The organism is Marinobacter sp. EN3 (assembly GCF_000475315.1).
GTDB lineage: Bacteria > Pseudomonadota > Gammaproteobacteria > Pseudomonadales > Oleiphilaceae > Marinobacter > Marinobacter nauticus.
This window is the reverse complement of record NZ_AXCC01000001.1, coordinates 260,583-276,829: the sequence shown is the minus strand read 5'-3', so window position 1 is coordinate 276,829 and position 16,247 is coordinate 260,583. Positions and strand designations below refer to the sequence as shown.

The 16,247-nt window shown below is 57.0% G+C and carries 12 protein-coding genes and 1 other RNA gene; 5 read left to right on the top strand and 8 right to left on the bottom strand.

Annotated features, from left to right (window positions below; genetic code table 11):
• Window positions 1–39 precede the first annotated feature (39 nt).
• The 8 genes from Q675_RS20780 to Q675_RS20745 all read right to left on the bottom strand — a co-directional run bounded on the left by Q675_RS20780 (window position 40) and on the right by Q675_RS20745 (window position 12,189).
• Complete coding sequence (locus Q675_RS20780; RefSeq protein WP_023010363.1) at window positions 40–720, bottom strand: PEP-CTERM sorting domain-containing protein; 681 nt, start codon at window positions 718–720, stop codon at window positions 40–42.
• Between the two features lie 148 nt (window positions 721–868).
• A complete protein-coding gene (locus tag Q675_RS20775) occupies window positions 869–2,833 on the bottom strand; it encodes a PA14 domain-containing protein (protein ID WP_023010362.1) in 1,965 nt (654 codons plus the stop codon).
• Between the two features lie 120 nt (window positions 2,834–2,953).
• Window positions 2,954–5,656: a tetratricopeptide repeat protein gene (locus tag Q675_RS20770; RefSeq protein WP_031210947.1), complete on the bottom strand. Its 2,703-nt coding sequence runs from the start codon at window positions 5,654–5,656 to the stop codon at window positions 2,954–2,956.
• 50 nt (window positions 5,657–5,706) lie between these two features.
• Window positions 5,707–7,077 carry a PEP-CTERM-box response regulator transcription factor gene (gene prsR / locus Q675_RS20765; protein ID WP_014421323.1) on the bottom strand — a complete coding sequence of 457 codons (1,371 nt, stop codon included), beginning with the start codon at window positions 7,075–7,077 and terminating at the stop codon, window positions 5,707–5,709.
• A gap of 135 nt (window positions 7,078–7,212) precedes the next feature.
• Window positions 7,213–9,351 (bottom strand): XrtA/PEP-CTERM system histidine kinase PrsK, encoded by a 2,139-nt coding sequence (gene prsK, locus Q675_RS20760; protein WP_023010360.1) that lies wholly within the window; start codon window positions 9,349–9,351, stop codon window positions 7,213–7,215.
• A 124-nt stretch (window positions 9,352–9,475) separates the two neighbouring features.
• Window positions 9,476–10,423, bottom strand: a complete 948-nt coding sequence (locus Q675_RS20755; RefSeq protein WP_011785102.1) for an SDR family oxidoreductase — start codon at window positions 10,421–10,423, stop codon at window positions 9,476–9,478.
• On the bottom strand, window positions 10,423–11,238 hold the full coding sequence (locus tag Q675_RS20750) for a lysophospholipid acyltransferase family protein (protein WP_022991126.1): 816 nt from the start codon (window positions 11,236–11,238) through the stop codon (window positions 10,423–10,425). The genes Q675_RS20755 and Q675_RS20750 overlap by 1 nt, the downstream gene beginning before the upstream one ends.
• Window positions 11,239–11,268: 30 nt before the next feature.
• The gene (locus Q675_RS20745; protein WP_023010359.1) at window positions 11,269–12,189 is read right to left on the bottom strand and encodes a D-hexose-6-phosphate mutarotase; all 921 of its coding nucleotides are present in this window, start codon (window positions 12,187–12,189) and stop codon (window positions 11,269–11,271) included.
• Window positions 12,190–12,298: 109 nt separating this feature from the next.
• Between Q675_RS20745 and Q675_RS20740 the strand changes: the two genes are divergently transcribed.
• From Q675_RS20740 to recR, 5 genes are all read left to right on the top strand, one after another.
• Entirely contained in the window at window positions 12,299–13,060 is a 762-nt protein-coding gene (locus Q675_RS20740; protein WP_023010358.1) for a 2OG-Fe(II) oxygenase, read from the top strand.
• Window positions 13,061–13,131: 71 nt separating this feature from the next.
• Window positions 13,132–13,228, top strand: an RNA gene (gene ffs / locus Q675_RS37780) — signal recognition particle sRNA small type.
• A gap of 124 nt (window positions 13,229–13,352) precedes the next feature.
• Complete coding sequence (gene dnaX / locus Q675_RS20735) at window positions 13,353–15,266, top strand: DNA polymerase III subunit gamma/tau (RefSeq protein WP_023010357.1); 1,914 nt, start codon at window positions 13,353–13,355, stop codon at window positions 15,264–15,266.
• A 4-nt stretch (window positions 15,267–15,270) separates the two neighbouring features.
• Window positions 15,271–15,594, top strand: a complete 324-nt coding sequence (locus Q675_RS20730) for a YbaB/EbfC family nucleoid-associated protein (protein ID WP_011785097.1) — start codon at window positions 15,271–15,273, stop codon at window positions 15,592–15,594.
• A 33-nt stretch (window positions 15,595–15,627) separates the two neighbouring features.
• The gene (recR, locus tag Q675_RS20725; RefSeq protein ID WP_011785096.1) at window positions 15,628–16,230 is read left to right on the top strand and encodes a recombination mediator RecR; all 603 of its coding nucleotides are present in this window, start codon (window positions 15,628–15,630) and stop codon (window positions 16,228–16,230) included.
• The last annotated feature ends 17 nt before the right edge of the window (window positions 16,231–16,247 follow it).

Below are 16,247 nucleotides of genomic sequence, written 5' to 3'. Positions count from 1 at the left end.
CGTTCGCAGGGCTTTTAAAGCGTACCACAGAAGTCCATGTCAGGCTTTTTTACGGCCTTTCATTCGAACTGCAATGCCTGCGAGGCCGAGGCCGAGCAATGCCAGCGTGCCAGGCTCGGGAACCTTGGTAGCGCGAACTGCGATCACCATATCGTCGTGGTTATCGTCGCCTACGTAACCGTCATCCAGGCTGATTACAAAGTAATCATCTTCAACATAGAAGAGGTTGAAGTTTGTGCTGGAATTGGGCTTGGTAATGTCGTTGAACTGCCCGCCATTATTAGCGTCGTTATTAATGGTAACGCCTCTGCCATTGACGAACTTGAAGTTCAGCAGAGCGTCAAGGCCACCGTAGAATACGGCGCTGTATTGGTCATCCACGGAGCTATTAGTATCGAATACCAGCGTGTCGCCCCAGTAGAATTGGTTGTTATCTGAAGCTTCTTTACCCAGGTAAGTAAAGGTAAGCTTGAAAGGATCTGAACTGGTGGACTTCAAGTTGTGGCCGAACAGCACGGAATCGCTAACACTGTACAACGGCGCATCGGAAGTCCAGGTACCAGCATTTCGCGTAGCGTAATCGTTATCTCCAGGAACGCTTTGCTCAGCGGCGGCGCCAGGTGCATTGCCGTTTGCGACTGCATCAATGTAAGCAGCCTGAGCCACTCCGGCAAATCCGACGGCAGCAGCCAATGCCAAGCCTTGAGTCAATTTTTTCATTTGAGTCACTCCTCCAGTGAGTGGTCTTTGCGTTACGTGATCCTTTAATAAGCAGGCTTCGTGCCAGATCTTAAGTCATTGAATATTAATGAACCTTTCTGTTTGCTGCTGTTTGGTTGTAAAATAACTCGACAACTAAAATGCTCACTTAGTTAACCTGATGCTCTACCGGATCAGACGGTTCACTACTCAATCCATTGATATCAATTACCTGAATCGTAAAGTACCAGGTGCCGGGCGCCAGGCCGGTAACCGTGGTTGAGGTTGTGCCTGCCGGCACCTCCAGAGTTTGAGTCAGGTTTGCAGCATCCTGTCCGTAGTTGATCCGGTAACGGTCAATTTCGCTCAGAGAAATGCTGCTGCCATCTACCCTGGTGCCGGGAGGCGTCCACGACAATGTCACACTGCCGCTGGCATCGCCGGTACCACCGGGCTGACTGGTGACCGGTGATTCTGGTTCCGATACGGTTTCGAGCGTGTACGGGTGCAGGCCCGATTGATAAGCCTCAAGAACCGTCACGCCGCTATCGTTAAGCACCCGGCTGGCTGATGGTTGCATCAGGGGGAGTCCGTAGCGAAGTTTGTAAAGATCGTCGATGCCGTCGTTCAAGGTGCTTTCGGCGAACTCGCTGTCCAATGCCAGATGCTGGACGGTGTTGGTCGTGGATATGGCATCTCCAGTGGCGGCGTCGGTAATCGCCAGTTGTGCAGTGGCGCCCCAGCCGAACTCAAAGTACTCCATGGTGATGGCAACGGGGGTCCCCGCTTCGAGACTCGCTGTGGCGTTGTAGCTGGTGGGGGATTGGTTCTTCCACTGATCAATGACGGTAGAGCCGTTGAGGAAAAGCCGAACACCATCATCCGTAGTGGTGGTGAAGGTGTAGTCCCGGGTTCCTTCATTGTGAGGTGGTGTGAACCATCCCTGCCAACGCACGCTGAACCGGTCCCTTGGAAGCTCCGCTGACGGGCTTCCACTATTCCAGTTGAAGTTGACCGTCGCATCCCGCTGACTGTAAACGAAGCTGTCAAACTCGGTGCCTGTGAAGTACTGGCCGACGAATCCGGTTGCGTACACTTCCTGAGGGGCAGGGAAGTCGCTGGCATCGGTGGGATTGGTGCCCGCCTGGTACTCTTGCAGGATGGTGTAGCCATCACCGTCAAGATCTACATTGGCATCGCCCGGGTTGGTGGGGTCCGTGCCATAGGCGTATTCGTATCCATCCGGAATACCGTCGTTATCGGTATCTTCGGTGCCGGGATTGGTCCTGGCCCAGAACTCATCCATGGCGGTAAGCAGGTCATTGTCGGTATCGGATTTGGCGTCGGCCGCATTGGATGGATCCAGCCCGTACACAATCTCCCAATTGTCGTACAGATCATCACTGTCCGCATCAAGTGGTGGGTACTGGCTGTTGAATGAGAGGCCCTGTTCAGCGTCAAAGTAGCCGATTCGGTAACCCAGATGGTAGGCATCTTCGGTTGTCATCTCGGGGGCCGAGTCAGGGGCTTTCTGAGCGTAGCTGTGTAGCGCGCTGCCGCTGATCACTTGCTGAGAGATGCCGGGGCCGGACCAGGCAACGGTAAAGTGGTCGTCCCATCCACCTTCCTTGTGTCTGAATTCAAAGTAATATTTTTTGCCGGCCTCCAGATATTGTACGCCGGAGGTTTGTGAGGCGTAGCGGGTGAAATTATCGAGGGGCGTGGACATGGTGGAGGCGATCTGAACCGCACCGTCCGGGTTCTGGGAATCAGATAACCACAGTTGTGTCTGATCGTCGCCACTGATGTAAAAGGTGTATTCGCCCGTTTCGGGGGGCTCGATAAAGCCCCGGATCAGCGTGCCGTAATTATTGGCTCGGCTGGTGGCTTGGCGCAGTTGGGTGAGTTCAGTGATTTCATCGGGCGAATCCGGATATTTCTCTGCGTCCAGCATGCCCTGAACGTAGTTCCCGGAGATACCGTCAAAATACCAGACATCGACCTTTCCCGGTTCGCTCGTCTCTGGTATCGCGGCTGTCGGTGGCAAATCCTCAATATCCCTGAACTGCCAGTTCTGACAGCCGCTGAGCAGAACCACCACGGTGCCTACGCTCAACACTTTGATAGCAGCCATAACCCACCTTCCTTGCTATTGGAAACAATATGTAAAGTATTGTTGCAGTGGGTCAGGGCTGCCACCGGCGGCTAGGAACGTTTCGTTATGTCCTCTCTTTGGTTATAGCGTGAGTAATGATTAGCCGTTGTTGCCTGCGCTGAACTTGTCCATGATCTGCTGGGCCGCATCCGTGCGGCCGGTGGCTCGATAAGCTTCGGCCAGATGCATGGCAATTTCCTGGGAATCCGGTGCCAGGGAATGGGCTCTTTCCAGTACCGCCAGGCTTTGCTCGTGTTCACCAGCCTCGAACAGGATCCAGCCGTAGGTATCTGCAATCGCAGCATTTTCGGGCACCAGTTCGTAGGCGCGTTTGGCCAGTGATGCCGCTTCGCTGTTGCCGGCCTCGTAATACAGCCAGGCGAGATTGTTCAGCGCCAGGGCGTTGTCCGGGGTCAGTTGCAGAACCTGCTGGTAGTGCTCAATGGCCGCATCCGTCTGGCCTGCTTGCTGGGTTTGAAGCGCCAGTGTAAGCAGAATTGACGAATTGTTCGGGAATTGTTTGTTGGCTTCCTGCAGTGCTTCTATCGAATTCTGAGATCGGCCGGCGTTAGAGAGTGCGCGAGCATGGGCGATGGCCAGTTCCGCCGTTTGTCGCTTGGCCAGCGCCAGTTGATAAAGCTCAGCAGCTTGCTGATGTTCGCCCTGGTTTTCGTAATAGCTGGCTTCTACCTGGTAGGGCGCGGGGGAGTCCGGGTGATGCTGCTTGGCATCCTGCAGCGCGCTGCGCGCGGCGGTTGCGTTGCCATTGCTGAATTCGATGGCAGCCACTTTTAGGGCGATGGCCTCGTTCTCTGGGAAGAGCGCTCGTCCGCGGCTCAGGATCTCCAGAGCGCGCTCGCTGTTGTCGCGCTGTGCCATTTGAGTGGCAATGCCTTCATACACCGCAGCGACCAGCGGTTCAGACGGTGAGGGCTGGTCTTCGCGCTCTCTTTCCATCAACCGGGCGGTAAGTTCATCGGCTCGCAACGTCTCGTTGTTGATCAGCGCGGATTCCAGAAGGATCAGCCGCGGTCCGTTTGCCTCAGGATGTTGCGTGCTGATTTCCTGCATCAGCCCGGTAAGTTGATCGCGCTTCATCACACCGGCAAGGGCCTGAATGGCGGGCAGGTTGTTCGGGTTGGTTTCGACCGCCTGGCGGTACCAGGCAATCGCCTGCTCCGTGTTCTGCTGTTCGCGGGCAAGGTTGCCCAGAGCTACCAGAGGAGCTGCTTCTTCCGGATGTTGCTTGTGCGCCCGCTCAAAGTAGCTGGCCGCCTGTTGGGTGTTGTTCAGGCTGCTGGCCAGGTTTCCGCGGGCGATCAAAGCCGCCATGCTGTCCGGATTGGCTTTAAGCCAGGTGTCGAGGGTGTCTGTTGCCGCCTGCGAATTGCCAGACAACGCCTGGGCCTGGGATGTCAGGATTGTGGCCTGCAGGGCCTCCGTGGCATCCGACGGAATCTGACTGGCCTGTTTGATGGCAGTGGCGAAATCTCGGGTTTGAGTGAGATAAGCCGCATAGCGCAAACGCAGATTATGGTTGTCTGGTGTCAGTTCCAGCGACTTTTCCAGTAGCTGACGGCCACTCTGGTCATCGCCAGAAGCCAGGCTTGCAATGCCTACCAGTGCCAGTGTTTGTGGATCGGCGTCGCTGCCTTCCAGGTCTTCCAGCAGTGATTTTGCGCCAGCCGGGTCGCGCATGGATATGCGGGTGGCGGCCAGGAGTTTGCGTACTTCATCGGCGTTTTCCATATCGGCCAGCGGTGCAAGCAGTTTCTCCGCCACCTCTGGGCGGCCTTGCCGATAACGTATTACGCCCAGCATCAATGCGCTTTGTTGATGGTTGGGAACCTGGTTAAGGACTTCCTGCAAATACCTGGCGGCGGTATTCAGGTCGCCATCATTATAGGCTGAGGCCGCGGCTTCCAGGTTGCTTTTGATCGTACCCGGACCGGACTTGGCAAGGATTTCCTCATAGACAAATGCCTCCGCCGATTTGCCCTGCTCACGCAGAACGGTGATCAGGGCCGAAATGGTCTGGTATTTCCGGAAGGTCATAACGTCGAACTGGCCAATGGTCTCCAGGGCGCGTATGTACGCCTGTTCTGCTTCGGCCCATTGTTGGCGGGCATGGGCGAATTGCGCTTTCCAGAGCCAGACGTCCTCGTGTTCAGCGTCAATTTCTATGGCTTTCTCAAGGCGTTCCTTTGCAGTGTCGAAGTCGCCCTTGGCTGTGGCAACCCGGGACAGGCCGACCATGGCAACAACGTTATTGCTGTGTTTGTCGAACGCGCTCTGGTAGGCCTCTTCGGCTTTGTCAAAGTCGCCGCTGGTCAACCAGGCGCGACCTTTCAGGTTGTCTGCCTGCAACTGTTGATCCGGAGAGGACGATGAAATCTGGTCCAGAGATTCCAGGGCTTCCTGGTGTTTACCCTGGAGAATACGGGCTTCAGCCCGGATCAACGCAGCCTGGTTGCGTTCCGATTGGCCCAGCTCCTCAATGTTCGTCTTCTCAAGGAGCTTGTCCAGTTGCCGTTCAGCGTTCGCCGCATCACCGGCAGTTAGCAGGTTGTGGATGATGACAAAGTAGGGGGCGGCGCGATTCGGCTGGAGATCGATGGCGCTTCGGGCCTCGATGGTGCTTGCTTTCAGCTCACCCTGGCGCTGGAAAAACCGTGCCTGGTCTACATGGCTGATGTACTGAATGTCTTCCTGAGACATGTCCGGTTCGCTGTTGCACCCCGTCACGGCCAAAGCGATGGCAGCGGATAGCAGTGATGCACGCGCAATAGTTCTTATCTTCATGCCCTGGTCCTTCCTTCGTCGGGTCTTGTTCTGTTCCAGCATTGGGTGTCTCAGGCCTCGTTCGGGGCGGTGTTGGTCTCAATCCGGTACTTGTCGGTCAGGTTGTATAGCGTCGGGCGGGTAACGCCCAGAAGGCGCGATGCCTGAGCCATGTTGAAATTACTGGTGGTGAGGGCCTGAATAATCGCCTTTCGTTCTGCCGCTTCACGTACCTGGCGCAGGTTGAGCTGAAAGTCGGTGTCGCAGCCTTCGAGCGGCAGAACCAGGTCCTCGGCGGTGATGCGCTTGCCATCGGCCATGATGATCGCCCGCTTCACCTTGTTGATCATTTCACGCACATTGCCTGGCCAGCTGTAGGCATTGATGGCCTGAACCGCATCGTCCGAGAACGTGAGGTTAGGGCGGTCCATTTGTTTCCCCAGGGTTTTCAGGAGGGATTGTGCGATCACCAGTGGGTCGCCATCCCGTTCACGCAGGGCAGGCACATCCAGTGTGATTTCACTGATCCGGTAATACAGGTCTTCCCGGAAATCGCCCTGGGCAATCAGGTCCTGAACATTCCGGTGGGTGGCGCACACCACCCGGACATCGACGGGAATCGGTTTTACCGAACCTACCCGGTCGACCACTCGTTCCTGCAGGAAGCGAAGCAGTTTGGCCTGCAGTGCCATCGGCATATCGCCAATCTCGTCGAGAAACAGGGTGCCGCCGTTGGCGCTCTCAATCTTGCCTTTCTTGGATTGGGTCGCGCCGGTAAAGGAGCCTTTCTCGAACCCGAACAGTTCGCTTTCCAGTAGGTTTTCCGGAATGGCGGCGCAGTTGATGGCCGCAAAGGGTTTGTCGGCGCGATGGCTCAGGTCGTGCAGGGCCCGGGCCAGGAGTTCCTTGCCGGTACCGGTTTCGCCAGTAATCAGGGTGGTGACATCGGTAGGCGCAACTTTTTCGACCGTGCGGCAAATCACCAGCATTTCGGGGCTGGCGGCAACAATGCCTTTGATGTTGGTGCCATTGCCTTGCGAGGACAGTTCGCGGTTTTCTTTTTCCAGTTCCGCGAGGCGGAATGCCCGATTTACCACAAAGGTGAGGATGTCGGCATCCAGCGGCTTCTGGTAGAAGTCGCAGGCTCCCATGCCTATGGCCTTGACGGCGTTTTCCTTGTCTTCCCGCCCAGTCACCACGATCACTTTGGTCATGGGCGCCAGGCGAAGGATATCTTCCAGCAGGGCGAAACCCTCAGTGGCGCCGCCGGGGTCGGGTGGCAAGCCAAGATCCAGCGTCACCACTTCAGGCTCGAGACGCCGAAGTGCCGTTAGCGCTGCCTCCCGATCAGCGGCTACCGAGACTTCAATGTCTTCACTGAAGCACCATCGCATCTGGCTCTGGAGGCCAGGATCATCCTCGACTATCAATAACTGCTTCACAACAACAACCAGTCCTTTGTTCCGTGTTCATATCGGATAGACGCCCATGAGGCGAACGCGATTCCATGATTCTGATTCTTAACTGAACATTGACACTTTGCAATGCTCGGTTAATAAAATAGTCTTCTCCGCCGGTTAATTGACGGCTTGCCTGCCTTCCTGCAAACCAGAATCTGTCGGTTCCGGCTTGTTCCCGGCTGATTCGCCGGTCGCTGCATTGGCCAGCGGAATACGTACCGAAAAGCAGGAGCCCAGGCCGGGTTCGCTGGTTACGTCAATCGAACCGCCCAGTTCCTGTATGTATTCCCGGGCCTGATAGGCTCCAATCCCCATACCGGTAAGCCCTTTGGTGCTTTCGAAGGGTTTGAAAAGCCGGGTGCGGATAAACTCTTCCGTCATGCCGCTGCCGGTATCCTGGATAAACAGCACCACGCTGCCTTTGGCCGTTTTCAGGTTCAGTGTGATTTCCCCGGTTGGAGCCGTTGCGTCCTGGGCGTTGCTAATCAGGTGGCCCAGCACGCTGCGCAGCTGTTCTTTGTCGGCGCATACCTGGATGGCGGGTGGAGCACCCAGTAGCATCGGTGCCGGGCTGCGGCGGCTGTTGTCTTCAATCAGCTCGCGGACCAGTTGGGTCAGGTCTATGGGAGCACGTTGCTCGTCCGCCCCGGAGGATGGTTTGCGGATATGATCCACGAGGTTCGACATTTTGCGGACCGCATGATCGGTGGTGGCAATCATGTCGTCGATAAAGGCTGGGTTGTTGCGATGTTTGGGCGCATTCTTGACCAGCAGGGACAGCTGGGCGATCAGCGTTTTCAGGTCATGCACCATGAACGCGCTGGCCTTGCTGACGGCTTCAAACTGCATGGCCCGTGAGAGCCGGTTCTGGGCATCGTTCTGGGCGATGAGGTTGCAGGTCTGGCGGGCTACCACCTTGATCAGGTCGAAGTTCTCCCAGTTAAGCTCCACCCTGGCGTAGGGAGCGCCGACCATGGCAATGCCGTAGAGTTCGTTATCGAGATACAGAGGGATGACCAGCCAGGCTTCCGGGGTCTTGGTGATGGAGTCCGGTATTTCCAGCAGGTTGTAGCTCACCGGGTCTTCCCGGTATTCACTCAGATCAATGATCCACTCACGATCTTTAAAGAACTTCACCATATCCGAGTCTTCGTCAATGATGGTGTACTTCGGAGTCGCGATATTGACGCTTGCTTTCAGGTGGAAATCTTTCTGCTCGCCCTTTATCCAGAGCGCGCCGGCATTGCTTTCCACCAGTCCGGCCAGAATGCGCACTACTCGTTCGGGCAGGGGTGGTTCGTTGCTCAGGTTGGCAAGTTCCTTGGTGAGCTTGAGCCATTCATCGCGATAATCGTACTTGTAGTCGAAGAAGTTCTGGCTGATGAGGACCATCAGGCGGCCGCGAATACGCCGCGACAGCAGAAGTGTGACCAGAAACGCCAGGGAAACGGTGATGAACAGAACCTGCAGGGCTTCGCCCCACTCACCACCCAGGGCGCGTACGTAGTAACCGCCGATGGCCAGCAGTAACAGGTATCCGCCCGCGAAGATGAGTGTGCCAGCGTGAAATACGGCCGAACGGGACAACTGGAAGTCCACAGGTTGTTTGCGTGTGTTCACAACATTGATGGCAAAAAGGGGCATGAGTGCGGCGTTCACAAAACCGCGCGCATTCCAGAACGAATCCGCGACTTGCCCGAACAGCAGAGCATCGGCATACATGAAGAAATCAAAGGCGAAGATGGTGGCAACGCCAATGCACAGGTACTTCATGCTGGAGCGGCCGAAGACAGTAGAGTTTCGCCAGATCTGCTCGACCAGCGACAGGCCCAGGAGTGACAGGGCGATCTGGCCAATCACCTTGGTCTTACCGCTGACCAGATCGATGTGGAGGGCGAACTCCAGTGTACCAAGGGCCAGCAAGGTGATGATCAGTATCGCCGTCGCGGCACCCAATACCTTCTTTATTTGACTGGTGAACCGGCCTTGCCGAAAGCCGTCGCGAAGCATGGCGAACAGCAGGAGTAACCAGGCTGTGTCTCTGAGCAGTTCCAGGAGGTAGCGGGTGAAGAATCCGGGCGATCCCCAGAGGCTTTGGGTAACCAGGACGGAGGCCCACAGGGCGGTAACAATGGCGGCAAGGAACAGAGCACGATCAATGTCGCGGCGAAGATAACGGGTTGCCACAAGAACGGCGAGAACCGCAAAGACAGCGGCTGCCGCACCGTGACTGATCACGCTGAGATCCCTGAACATTAGCTCTTTCCTTGAACACCGGGAATCCCGGGCCTGCCGGTGCCCGGGTACTGTATTTAATATGTACAGGGTAGCGCCGAAAAGGGCCGTTCGTCTATTCGAATACTCAAATTACCGATGAGTTTCACACCGGTTTTTTGTTATCGCGATAATACCGGAAAATCTCTTTCAATGGCCGTTTGGGCTCGAAACCGAATTCCCGGGCGAATGCGCGACCGTCAATCACCACCGGATATTTGAAGAATGCCATAAGGTAGGGAGGGAAGCTGCGCAGGTTCAGAACCCGGGCAATGGCCTTCGGCACGCTCGGTGGAATGGAGGGAATGGGTATGGTTTTGCAACCGCAGAGCTTCAGGGCGTGCTGGTAGGCGACCCAGTCTTGCGGCGCGACATTGAACACGCCTTTTACGGGCTTTGCCCAGGCGGCGACAATGGCGTCTGCCATATCGTCGATATGGATGAACTGCATCATCGGCGAAAAGCCAGCCAATACGGGAGCCCGCTCACTGCTGAGCAGGGTGCTCATGGTATTGCGAACACCGGGGCCCACGATGTTGCAGGGCCGAAGAATAGTGATGTTGAGTTCCGGGTAGCGCCAAAGATAGATGTTGGCGAGGTTCTCAAGCTCCACTGAATCCACCAGGTCGGCACTCAGGCCCGCGCTTTTGAGGGGGGCGGACTCGTCAATCAGCGCCGGGTTATAGGCCACGGCACCATACACGTGGTAGGTGGATAGCACAATCACCCGGCGTATGCCGTATTTGTGGGATAGGTCCAGTAGCTTCTGGGTGCCCAGTACATTGGCGTTATAGCGGCGCATGCGGGTCAGTTGGCTGGAGAGGATGCGGCCGAGATGTATCACGCCATCAAACTCGTAGCGTCGGAACAGGTCTTCGAAGACCCGCTTGTTGAAGTCAATGCAGTAGCTGGGGATGTCGTCGCCCAGATAAACCTGTTCCCGGAAATCGACGGCCACCAGGTCGCAGCTTTCTCGCAGGCGGCGGATCACCTGCTGGGCCAGCGCACCGGCAGCACCGGTGATCAGAATGCGGGGTCTTTGGTGCTTGCTCATCAGAACAGCCTTTTCCTTTCGCTCAGTCCCTTGTCAATCAGTCGGCTGATCTCGGCTTTCACAGCCTCTACCCGTTCGGTGACCTGTTCTTCAGGGATTTCGGTATCATCAAAATACATGGGTTCCCCGAAATTCAGGTGTACCTTGGCGGGGAGCACCACGGGCAGGGCGACAGGAACGTAGGGTACGCCCAGGGCATTGGCCAGGGGTTTGATGTTGGCAATGGCTGGGATGGTCTCTTCGCAGCCCACTACGCCCACAGGCACAATGGGCGCCTTGTACTTCATGGCCAGATGCATAAAACCGTTGCCGAAACGTTTTAGCTGGTACCTGTCCCGGTAGAGCTTGCCGGAGCCTCTTACGCCTTCCGGAAACACAATCACTGCTTCGTTGTTGGCGAGCATCTTCGCGCAGTTAACCGGGTCTCCGAGCACGGCGCCGATTTCGTTCAGGAGGTTGCCAAGCCACGGCACCGTCGGAAAGAAACGCTCGATCATGGCGCGGGGAATGCGAGGATTTTTTTCCCGTGAGGCGAGGGCGTAACCAATGAGCAGGCCGTCGATGGGTAACTGGCCGGAGTGGTTCGCAATAATCAGCACCGGGCCCTCTGCAGGCACGTTGTCAACGCCGGAGGCGCTGACCCGAAAGTATTTCTCGTAGATTTGCCGGGCAACGGAAAAGCCGTATTTCACCGCTTCGTTGTTATAACCCCAGGGATCGTAGCCCAGTGTGCCGATGGGTTTGCGAATGCGGTTTACCTGTTCGTCCAGTTCCGCTGGTATCAGTTTCGATCTCAGATACGATGCCAGGCCCATGCCCGCTCCCTTTGTCAAAGAAGTTGCCGCTCAGGCGCGGCCGATGAATACGCCCAGTGTGTGGCTCTGGCCTTCATTTAATACCCGATAATCCGATGCTGCATTGGCTGTTTCGACGCACAGCATTTTCTGCCAGGCAGAGTCTGGAAAATCAGAAAGACGCTGCGCTTTTCCCGGGCCCGGGTTCCAGACCACGGTTGAATCGCTACCCACAGACGTAAGCTTTCGCTTGCCGGAAGGTGTTACTACGGTCAGTGCTTCGCCGGTTTCGTATATCCGGTCCACTTCACCTTCGAAATACACTGGCCCTTCCTGTGAGACGTAGTCCCAGTCTTTCAGCGTGTCGATGTACTGGCTGTTTCCCAGGCCCAGCACGCGGGTTCGCTGGATATCGTCTGTGGGCAGGTAGGTGTGCAGCGCCTGGCTGAACGCCAGCGGCGCTTTTGAGAGATTGGTGGTTGTCAGGGCAATCTGGCAACCGCGAACGGAAAAACTGAAGGTGATCAGGGCCAGGGCGTGGCCATCCCAGTGTTCTTCAAAATCGTCGTTGGCGCTGAGCGACAGGCTGATCTCTACCTCATGGGCGCTTTCCCGAACATCTTCCAGTCGCCATAAGGCAGTGCGGGCGAAGCCGTGGGGTGAGGATGACACTATTCGCTTGCGGATCTCCGGCGGGTTCCGGAGTGGGTCTCCAAACCAGGGCCAGCACACGGGAATACCGCCGCGAATTGCCCGGCCAGGTTGAAAGCGGGCGAGTTCACTGAGCCAAAGCCAGTTACGTTCATCTTTTGGCGCGAAATGAGTGAGATGTGCGCCCTGCAGAAACACCGTGGCCTGGAACAATGGGTGATGAACCTCAAGTGCCTCCAGTTGCCCGATGGTACTCCAGCGGGTGAATGACCAGTTGCCCGGGCCTCCGGTTGCTGGCGGCTTGCTACTGCTGTCCGACATATTCAGAAACTGCGTCCTTTAGGTAAAACTCCGTAGCTTCAGAGTAATTTAAAACCGTGCGCGCGGCGAGTTTAGGAATACAATACGCCAAAATTGTGAGGGTCTGAACATGGAATCCGAAAATCCGGTAGCGTCGGTCTTGCCGATGCCGGAACCGCTGCTTGAGCAGTCTACCGGGCAGCTGGACAAGGTGGCTGGTGACAGCGCCAAGATCGGCGACGCTGGCCGCTGTGATTCGGTGTCGATGCCTGATGACTGGCTGGATGAGCTGGCCGATAACCTGAGCGAGAAAGCCTGGATTGAGCTGGATCTGCTAGGGCATTTGCCCGCCGGCTTGATCGCGGCGCTTCGTAACGAGGTGGAGATACTGGACCGTACCGAAGCCATGGGGCGAGCAGGGATTGGGCGCGGTGCCGATCTGACCCGTGATCGCAGCGTCCGCCGGGATAAAATCGCCTGGCTTGATGGCTATACCGCCGCCCAGTCGGAGCTGTTCCGGTTCTTTGATGCCCTGCGGGTTGGTCTGAACCAGCGCCTGTTTCTTGGGCTGAAGCGCTATGAAGCGCATTATGCCACCTACCAGCCTGGCGATTTCTACAAGCGCCACCTGGACAGTTTCCGGGGCAGGGCATCCCGAGTGGTCAGCCTGGTGCTGTATCTGAATGAAGGATGGCAGCTGCAAGACGGGGGAGAGTTGCGGGTGTTCAGCCCCGACAACGAAGATCAGATGGTTGGTCTGGTTCGGCCGGAAGCAGGGCGTGCGGCTCTGTTTTTGAGTGAGGATGTGCCCCACGAGGTATTGCCCGCCAATCGCACCCGGTACAGCATTGCCTGTTGGTTCCGGCAGGACGAAGTCCCTTTGCCGTTGTAGTCCTTATACCCTTCTGTTAATATGCGCGCCGCTTTCGAGGGAATTGCCCCGAAACGCCGTTATGGTGGCCCCATTGGTGCCTCCGCAACATGAAACCGTGAACCCGGTCAGGCCCGGAAGGGAGCAGCCGAAGCGGTGGATGTGTGTGCCGGGGGATTGCTGGTGGGGTCACCCCCATTTCCAGCCCCTTGTTTTGTCCGTTTTCTCTCCCGTTTGTTGCGCAAGCGCATGCTTCTTCTCATTGCCTGTCCATGCTAGAGTTGTTCCCATTTTTCAGAGCAGTTGATGGATCATGAGCTATCAGGTTTTAGCCCGGAAATGGCGCCCCCGTACCTTTGAAGACATGGTGGGGCAGGAGCATGTGTTGCAGGCACTGATTCACGCCCTGGAGCACCAACGCCTGCACCATGCCTATCTGTTTACCGGCACCCGGGGCGTGGGCAAAACCACCATTGGTCGCCTGCTGGCCCGCTGTTTGAACTGCGAAACCGGCATAACACCGAATCCCTGCGGTGAGTGCGACAGCTGCAAGGAGATTCTTGAGAACCGGTTTGTTGATCTGATCGAGATCGATGCTGCCTCCCGCACGGGCGTAGACGACATGCGGGAACTGACCGACAACGTGCAGTACGCTCCCACGCGCGGCCGCTACAAGGTGTACCTCATCGACGAGGTGCACATGCTCACCAACCAGTCCTTCAACGCCTTTCTGAAAACCCTGGAAGAGCCGCCGGAACACGTCAAGTTCCTGTTGGCCACCACCGATCCCCAGAAGCTGCCGGTGACAGTGCTCTCCCGGTGCTTGCAGTTCAATCTCAAGCGGATGACGCCGGAGCACATTGTTGGCCACCTGAAGCACGTTCTGACCGAAGAACAGATCCCGTTTGAAGACCCGGCTCTGTGGCTGTTGGCCCGGGCGGCCGATGGCAGTATGAGGGATGCCCTCAGCCTGACCGACCAGGCGATTGCATTCGGCAACGAGAACCTGGCTGCCAGTGATGTCAGCAATATGCTGGGCACCATCGATCAGCGCGATATCCAGCGCATTGTTAACGCATTGGTTGAGCGTGATGGCCCCGGCCTGCTGTCTGAAATTAACCGGATCTCGGATTTTGCCCCGGATTATGGAGTCATCCTGTCCGATATGCTGTCCCTGTTTCATCGCGTCACCATGGAGCAGGTGGTGCCGGGCAGTGCCGACAACGCCATGGGCGATGCTGCCCAGGTGCAGGAACTGGCCCGTCGTCTGAGTGCCGAAGATGCCCAATTGTTTTACCAGACCGCGTTGATTGGCCGGAAAGATCTGTCGGTGACACCGGATGCCCGTATGGGCTTTGAAATGACCTTGTTGCGCATGCTGGCGTTTCGACCGGGTACCGATCGCCGGGAACCGCCGGCGCTGTCCTCTGGCAACAGCAACAATGGCCCGGCGGATTCAGAACCTGAGCCTGGCCCGGTTTCGCAAACCGCGCCCACCCAGGCTGTCGCCGCGGCACCGCAACCCGAGCCCGCGCTTCAGCCGGCTCCCAGTCCGGAGCCGGTAGCTGAACTTGAACCACAGCCACCCATGGTGGATGACCCGCCACCCTGGGAGCCAGAAGACTACGGCGTTCAGGCCGAATCACCGGAATGGCAAGAGCCGGTGCCGCAATCGGATTCCAGTATTGAGCCGGACGCAAACGCGATATCCGAGCCAGAGTCAGCGCCGGAACCAGTTTTGGCCCCTGATACGGTGCAGTCAGAGCAAAATGCTGACCAGGCCCTGGTGAACGAGCCTGAGCCAGCCCCTGCCGAGCCCGAGCAACCGGTTACCTCCGACGGGTTTGTCTGGGAACGTGATTTCCGCTCGCTGGGTATTACCGGCATGCCTGGAAACCTGGCCAGCTATTCGTCCATGAGAATGGAAGGGCAGGCGGTTGTGCTGACTCTGGATGAGGGGCATGCGCGGCTGCTCAATGCTCGCCACGAAGAAAAAATACTGGCGGCCTTGAGATCACGCTTCGGCGACGCCACACAGTTGAAGATAGAGCAGGGTGTGCCGGGGTTGCATACGCCCGCCGCCTTTGAGGAGCGCCAGCGAGCGGCGCGCCAGAAAGCCGCGGAAGAGTCCATCCGGCAGGATCCTCTGGTCAAGAGTATTGTGGAACGATTTGAAGGGCGGGTCGTCGAAGAAAGTATCCGCCCCGCAGAAACAGCCAGGAGATAAGCAGATGATGAATAATATGGGCGACCTGATGAAAAAGGCCCAGCAGATGCAGGAGCAGATGCAGAAGGCTCAGGAAGAGATCGCCAAAGCTGAAGTCACGGGTGAATCCGGCGCAGGGTTGGTGAAAGTCACCATGAACGGCCGGCACGATGTCCGCAAGGTGGATATCGATCCGTCCCTGCTGTCAGAAGACAAGGAAATTCTGGAAGACCTGCTGGCTGCTGCCGTGAACGATGCGGTTCGCCGGGTAGAAGCAAACCAGAAAGACAAAATGTCCGGCATGATGTCTGGCATGGGGATGCCGCCCGGTTTCAAGATGCCGTTCTGAGCCGGCCTGCCATCGATTTTTTGAGGAGTAGTCATGGCCTTCAGCCCCCTGGTTGATGAATTGGTGGAATCCCTGAGATGTCTGCCCGGTGTTGGCCAGAAAACGGCCCAGCGCATGGCCTTTCATCTGCTGGAGCGGGGGCGCTCTGGCGGAACCCGGCTGGCAGCGGCGTTGAATCATGCGATGGACGGCGTGCGCCGTTGCGACAGCTGCCAGAATTTTTCGGATACCGAAATCTGCCAGATCTGCGAAAAACCCGAGCGCCGCAATGGCACCCTGTGTGTTGTTGAAAGCCCTTCAGACCTGCTTGCCATTGAGCAGGCCGGCGATTACAAAGGCAGTTACTTCGTGTTGATGGGGCACCTGTCTCCCATCGATGGCGTGGGCCCGGAGGAGATCGGGATCGAGCGTCTGCTTGATAGAGTGCGCCGTGAAGGCGTAACCGAATTGATCCTGGCCACCAACCCCACGGTGGAAGGTGAAGCTACCGCCCACTACATTGCTGACCGCCTTGATGGCCAGAATATCCTGATCACACGCCTGGCCCATGGCATTCCCGTTGGCGGTGAGCTGGGCTATGTTGACGGCTTTACACTCACCCATGCATTCCGGGGTCGCAAACCCCTGTCTGAATAAGTCCTCAGGTTCTGTCT

Bases quoted from the DNA above. Each gene is read 5' to 3' on its own strand.
- Q675_RS20780 (WP_023010363.1), bottom strand. From the start codon at position 720: ATGAAAAAATTGACTCAAGGCTTGGCATTGGCTGCTGCCGTCGGATTT.
- Q675_RS20775 (WP_023010362.1), bottom strand. From the start codon at position 2,833: ATGGCTGCTATCAAAGTGTTGAGCGTAGGCACCGTGGTGGTTCTGCTC.
- Q675_RS20770 (WP_031210947.1), bottom strand. From the start codon at position 5,656: ATGAAGATAAGAACTATTGCGCGTGCATCACTGCTATCCGCTGCCATC.
- prsK (WP_023010360.1), bottom strand. From the start codon at position 9,351: ATGTTCAGGGATCTCAGCGTGATCAGTCACGGTGCGGCAGCCGCTGTC.
- Q675_RS20755 (WP_011785102.1), bottom strand. From the start codon at position 10,423: ATGAGCAAGCACCAAAGACCCCGCATTCTGATCACCGGTGCTGCCGGT.
- Q675_RS20750 (WP_022991126.1), bottom strand. From the start codon at position 11,238: ATGGGCCTGGCATCGTATCTGAGATCGAAACTGATACCAGCGGAACTG.
- Q675_RS20745 (WP_023010359.1), bottom strand. From the start codon at position 12,189: ATGTCGGACAGCAGTAGCAAGCCGCCAGCAACCGGAGGCCCGGGCAAC.
- Q675_RS20740 (WP_023010358.1), top strand. From the start codon at position 12,299: ATGGAATCCGAAAATCCGGTAGCGTCGGTCTTGCCGATGCCGGAACCG.
- dnaX (WP_023010357.1), top strand. From the start codon at position 13,353: ATGAGCTATCAGGTTTTAGCCCGGAAATGGCGCCCCCGTACCTTTGAA.
- Q675_RS20730 (WP_011785097.1), top strand. From the start codon at position 15,271: ATGATGAATAATATGGGCGACCTGATGAAAAAGGCCCAGCAGATGCAG.
- recR (WP_011785096.1), top strand. From the start codon at position 15,628: ATGGCCTTCAGCCCCCTGGTTGATGAATTGGTGGAATCCCTGAGATGT.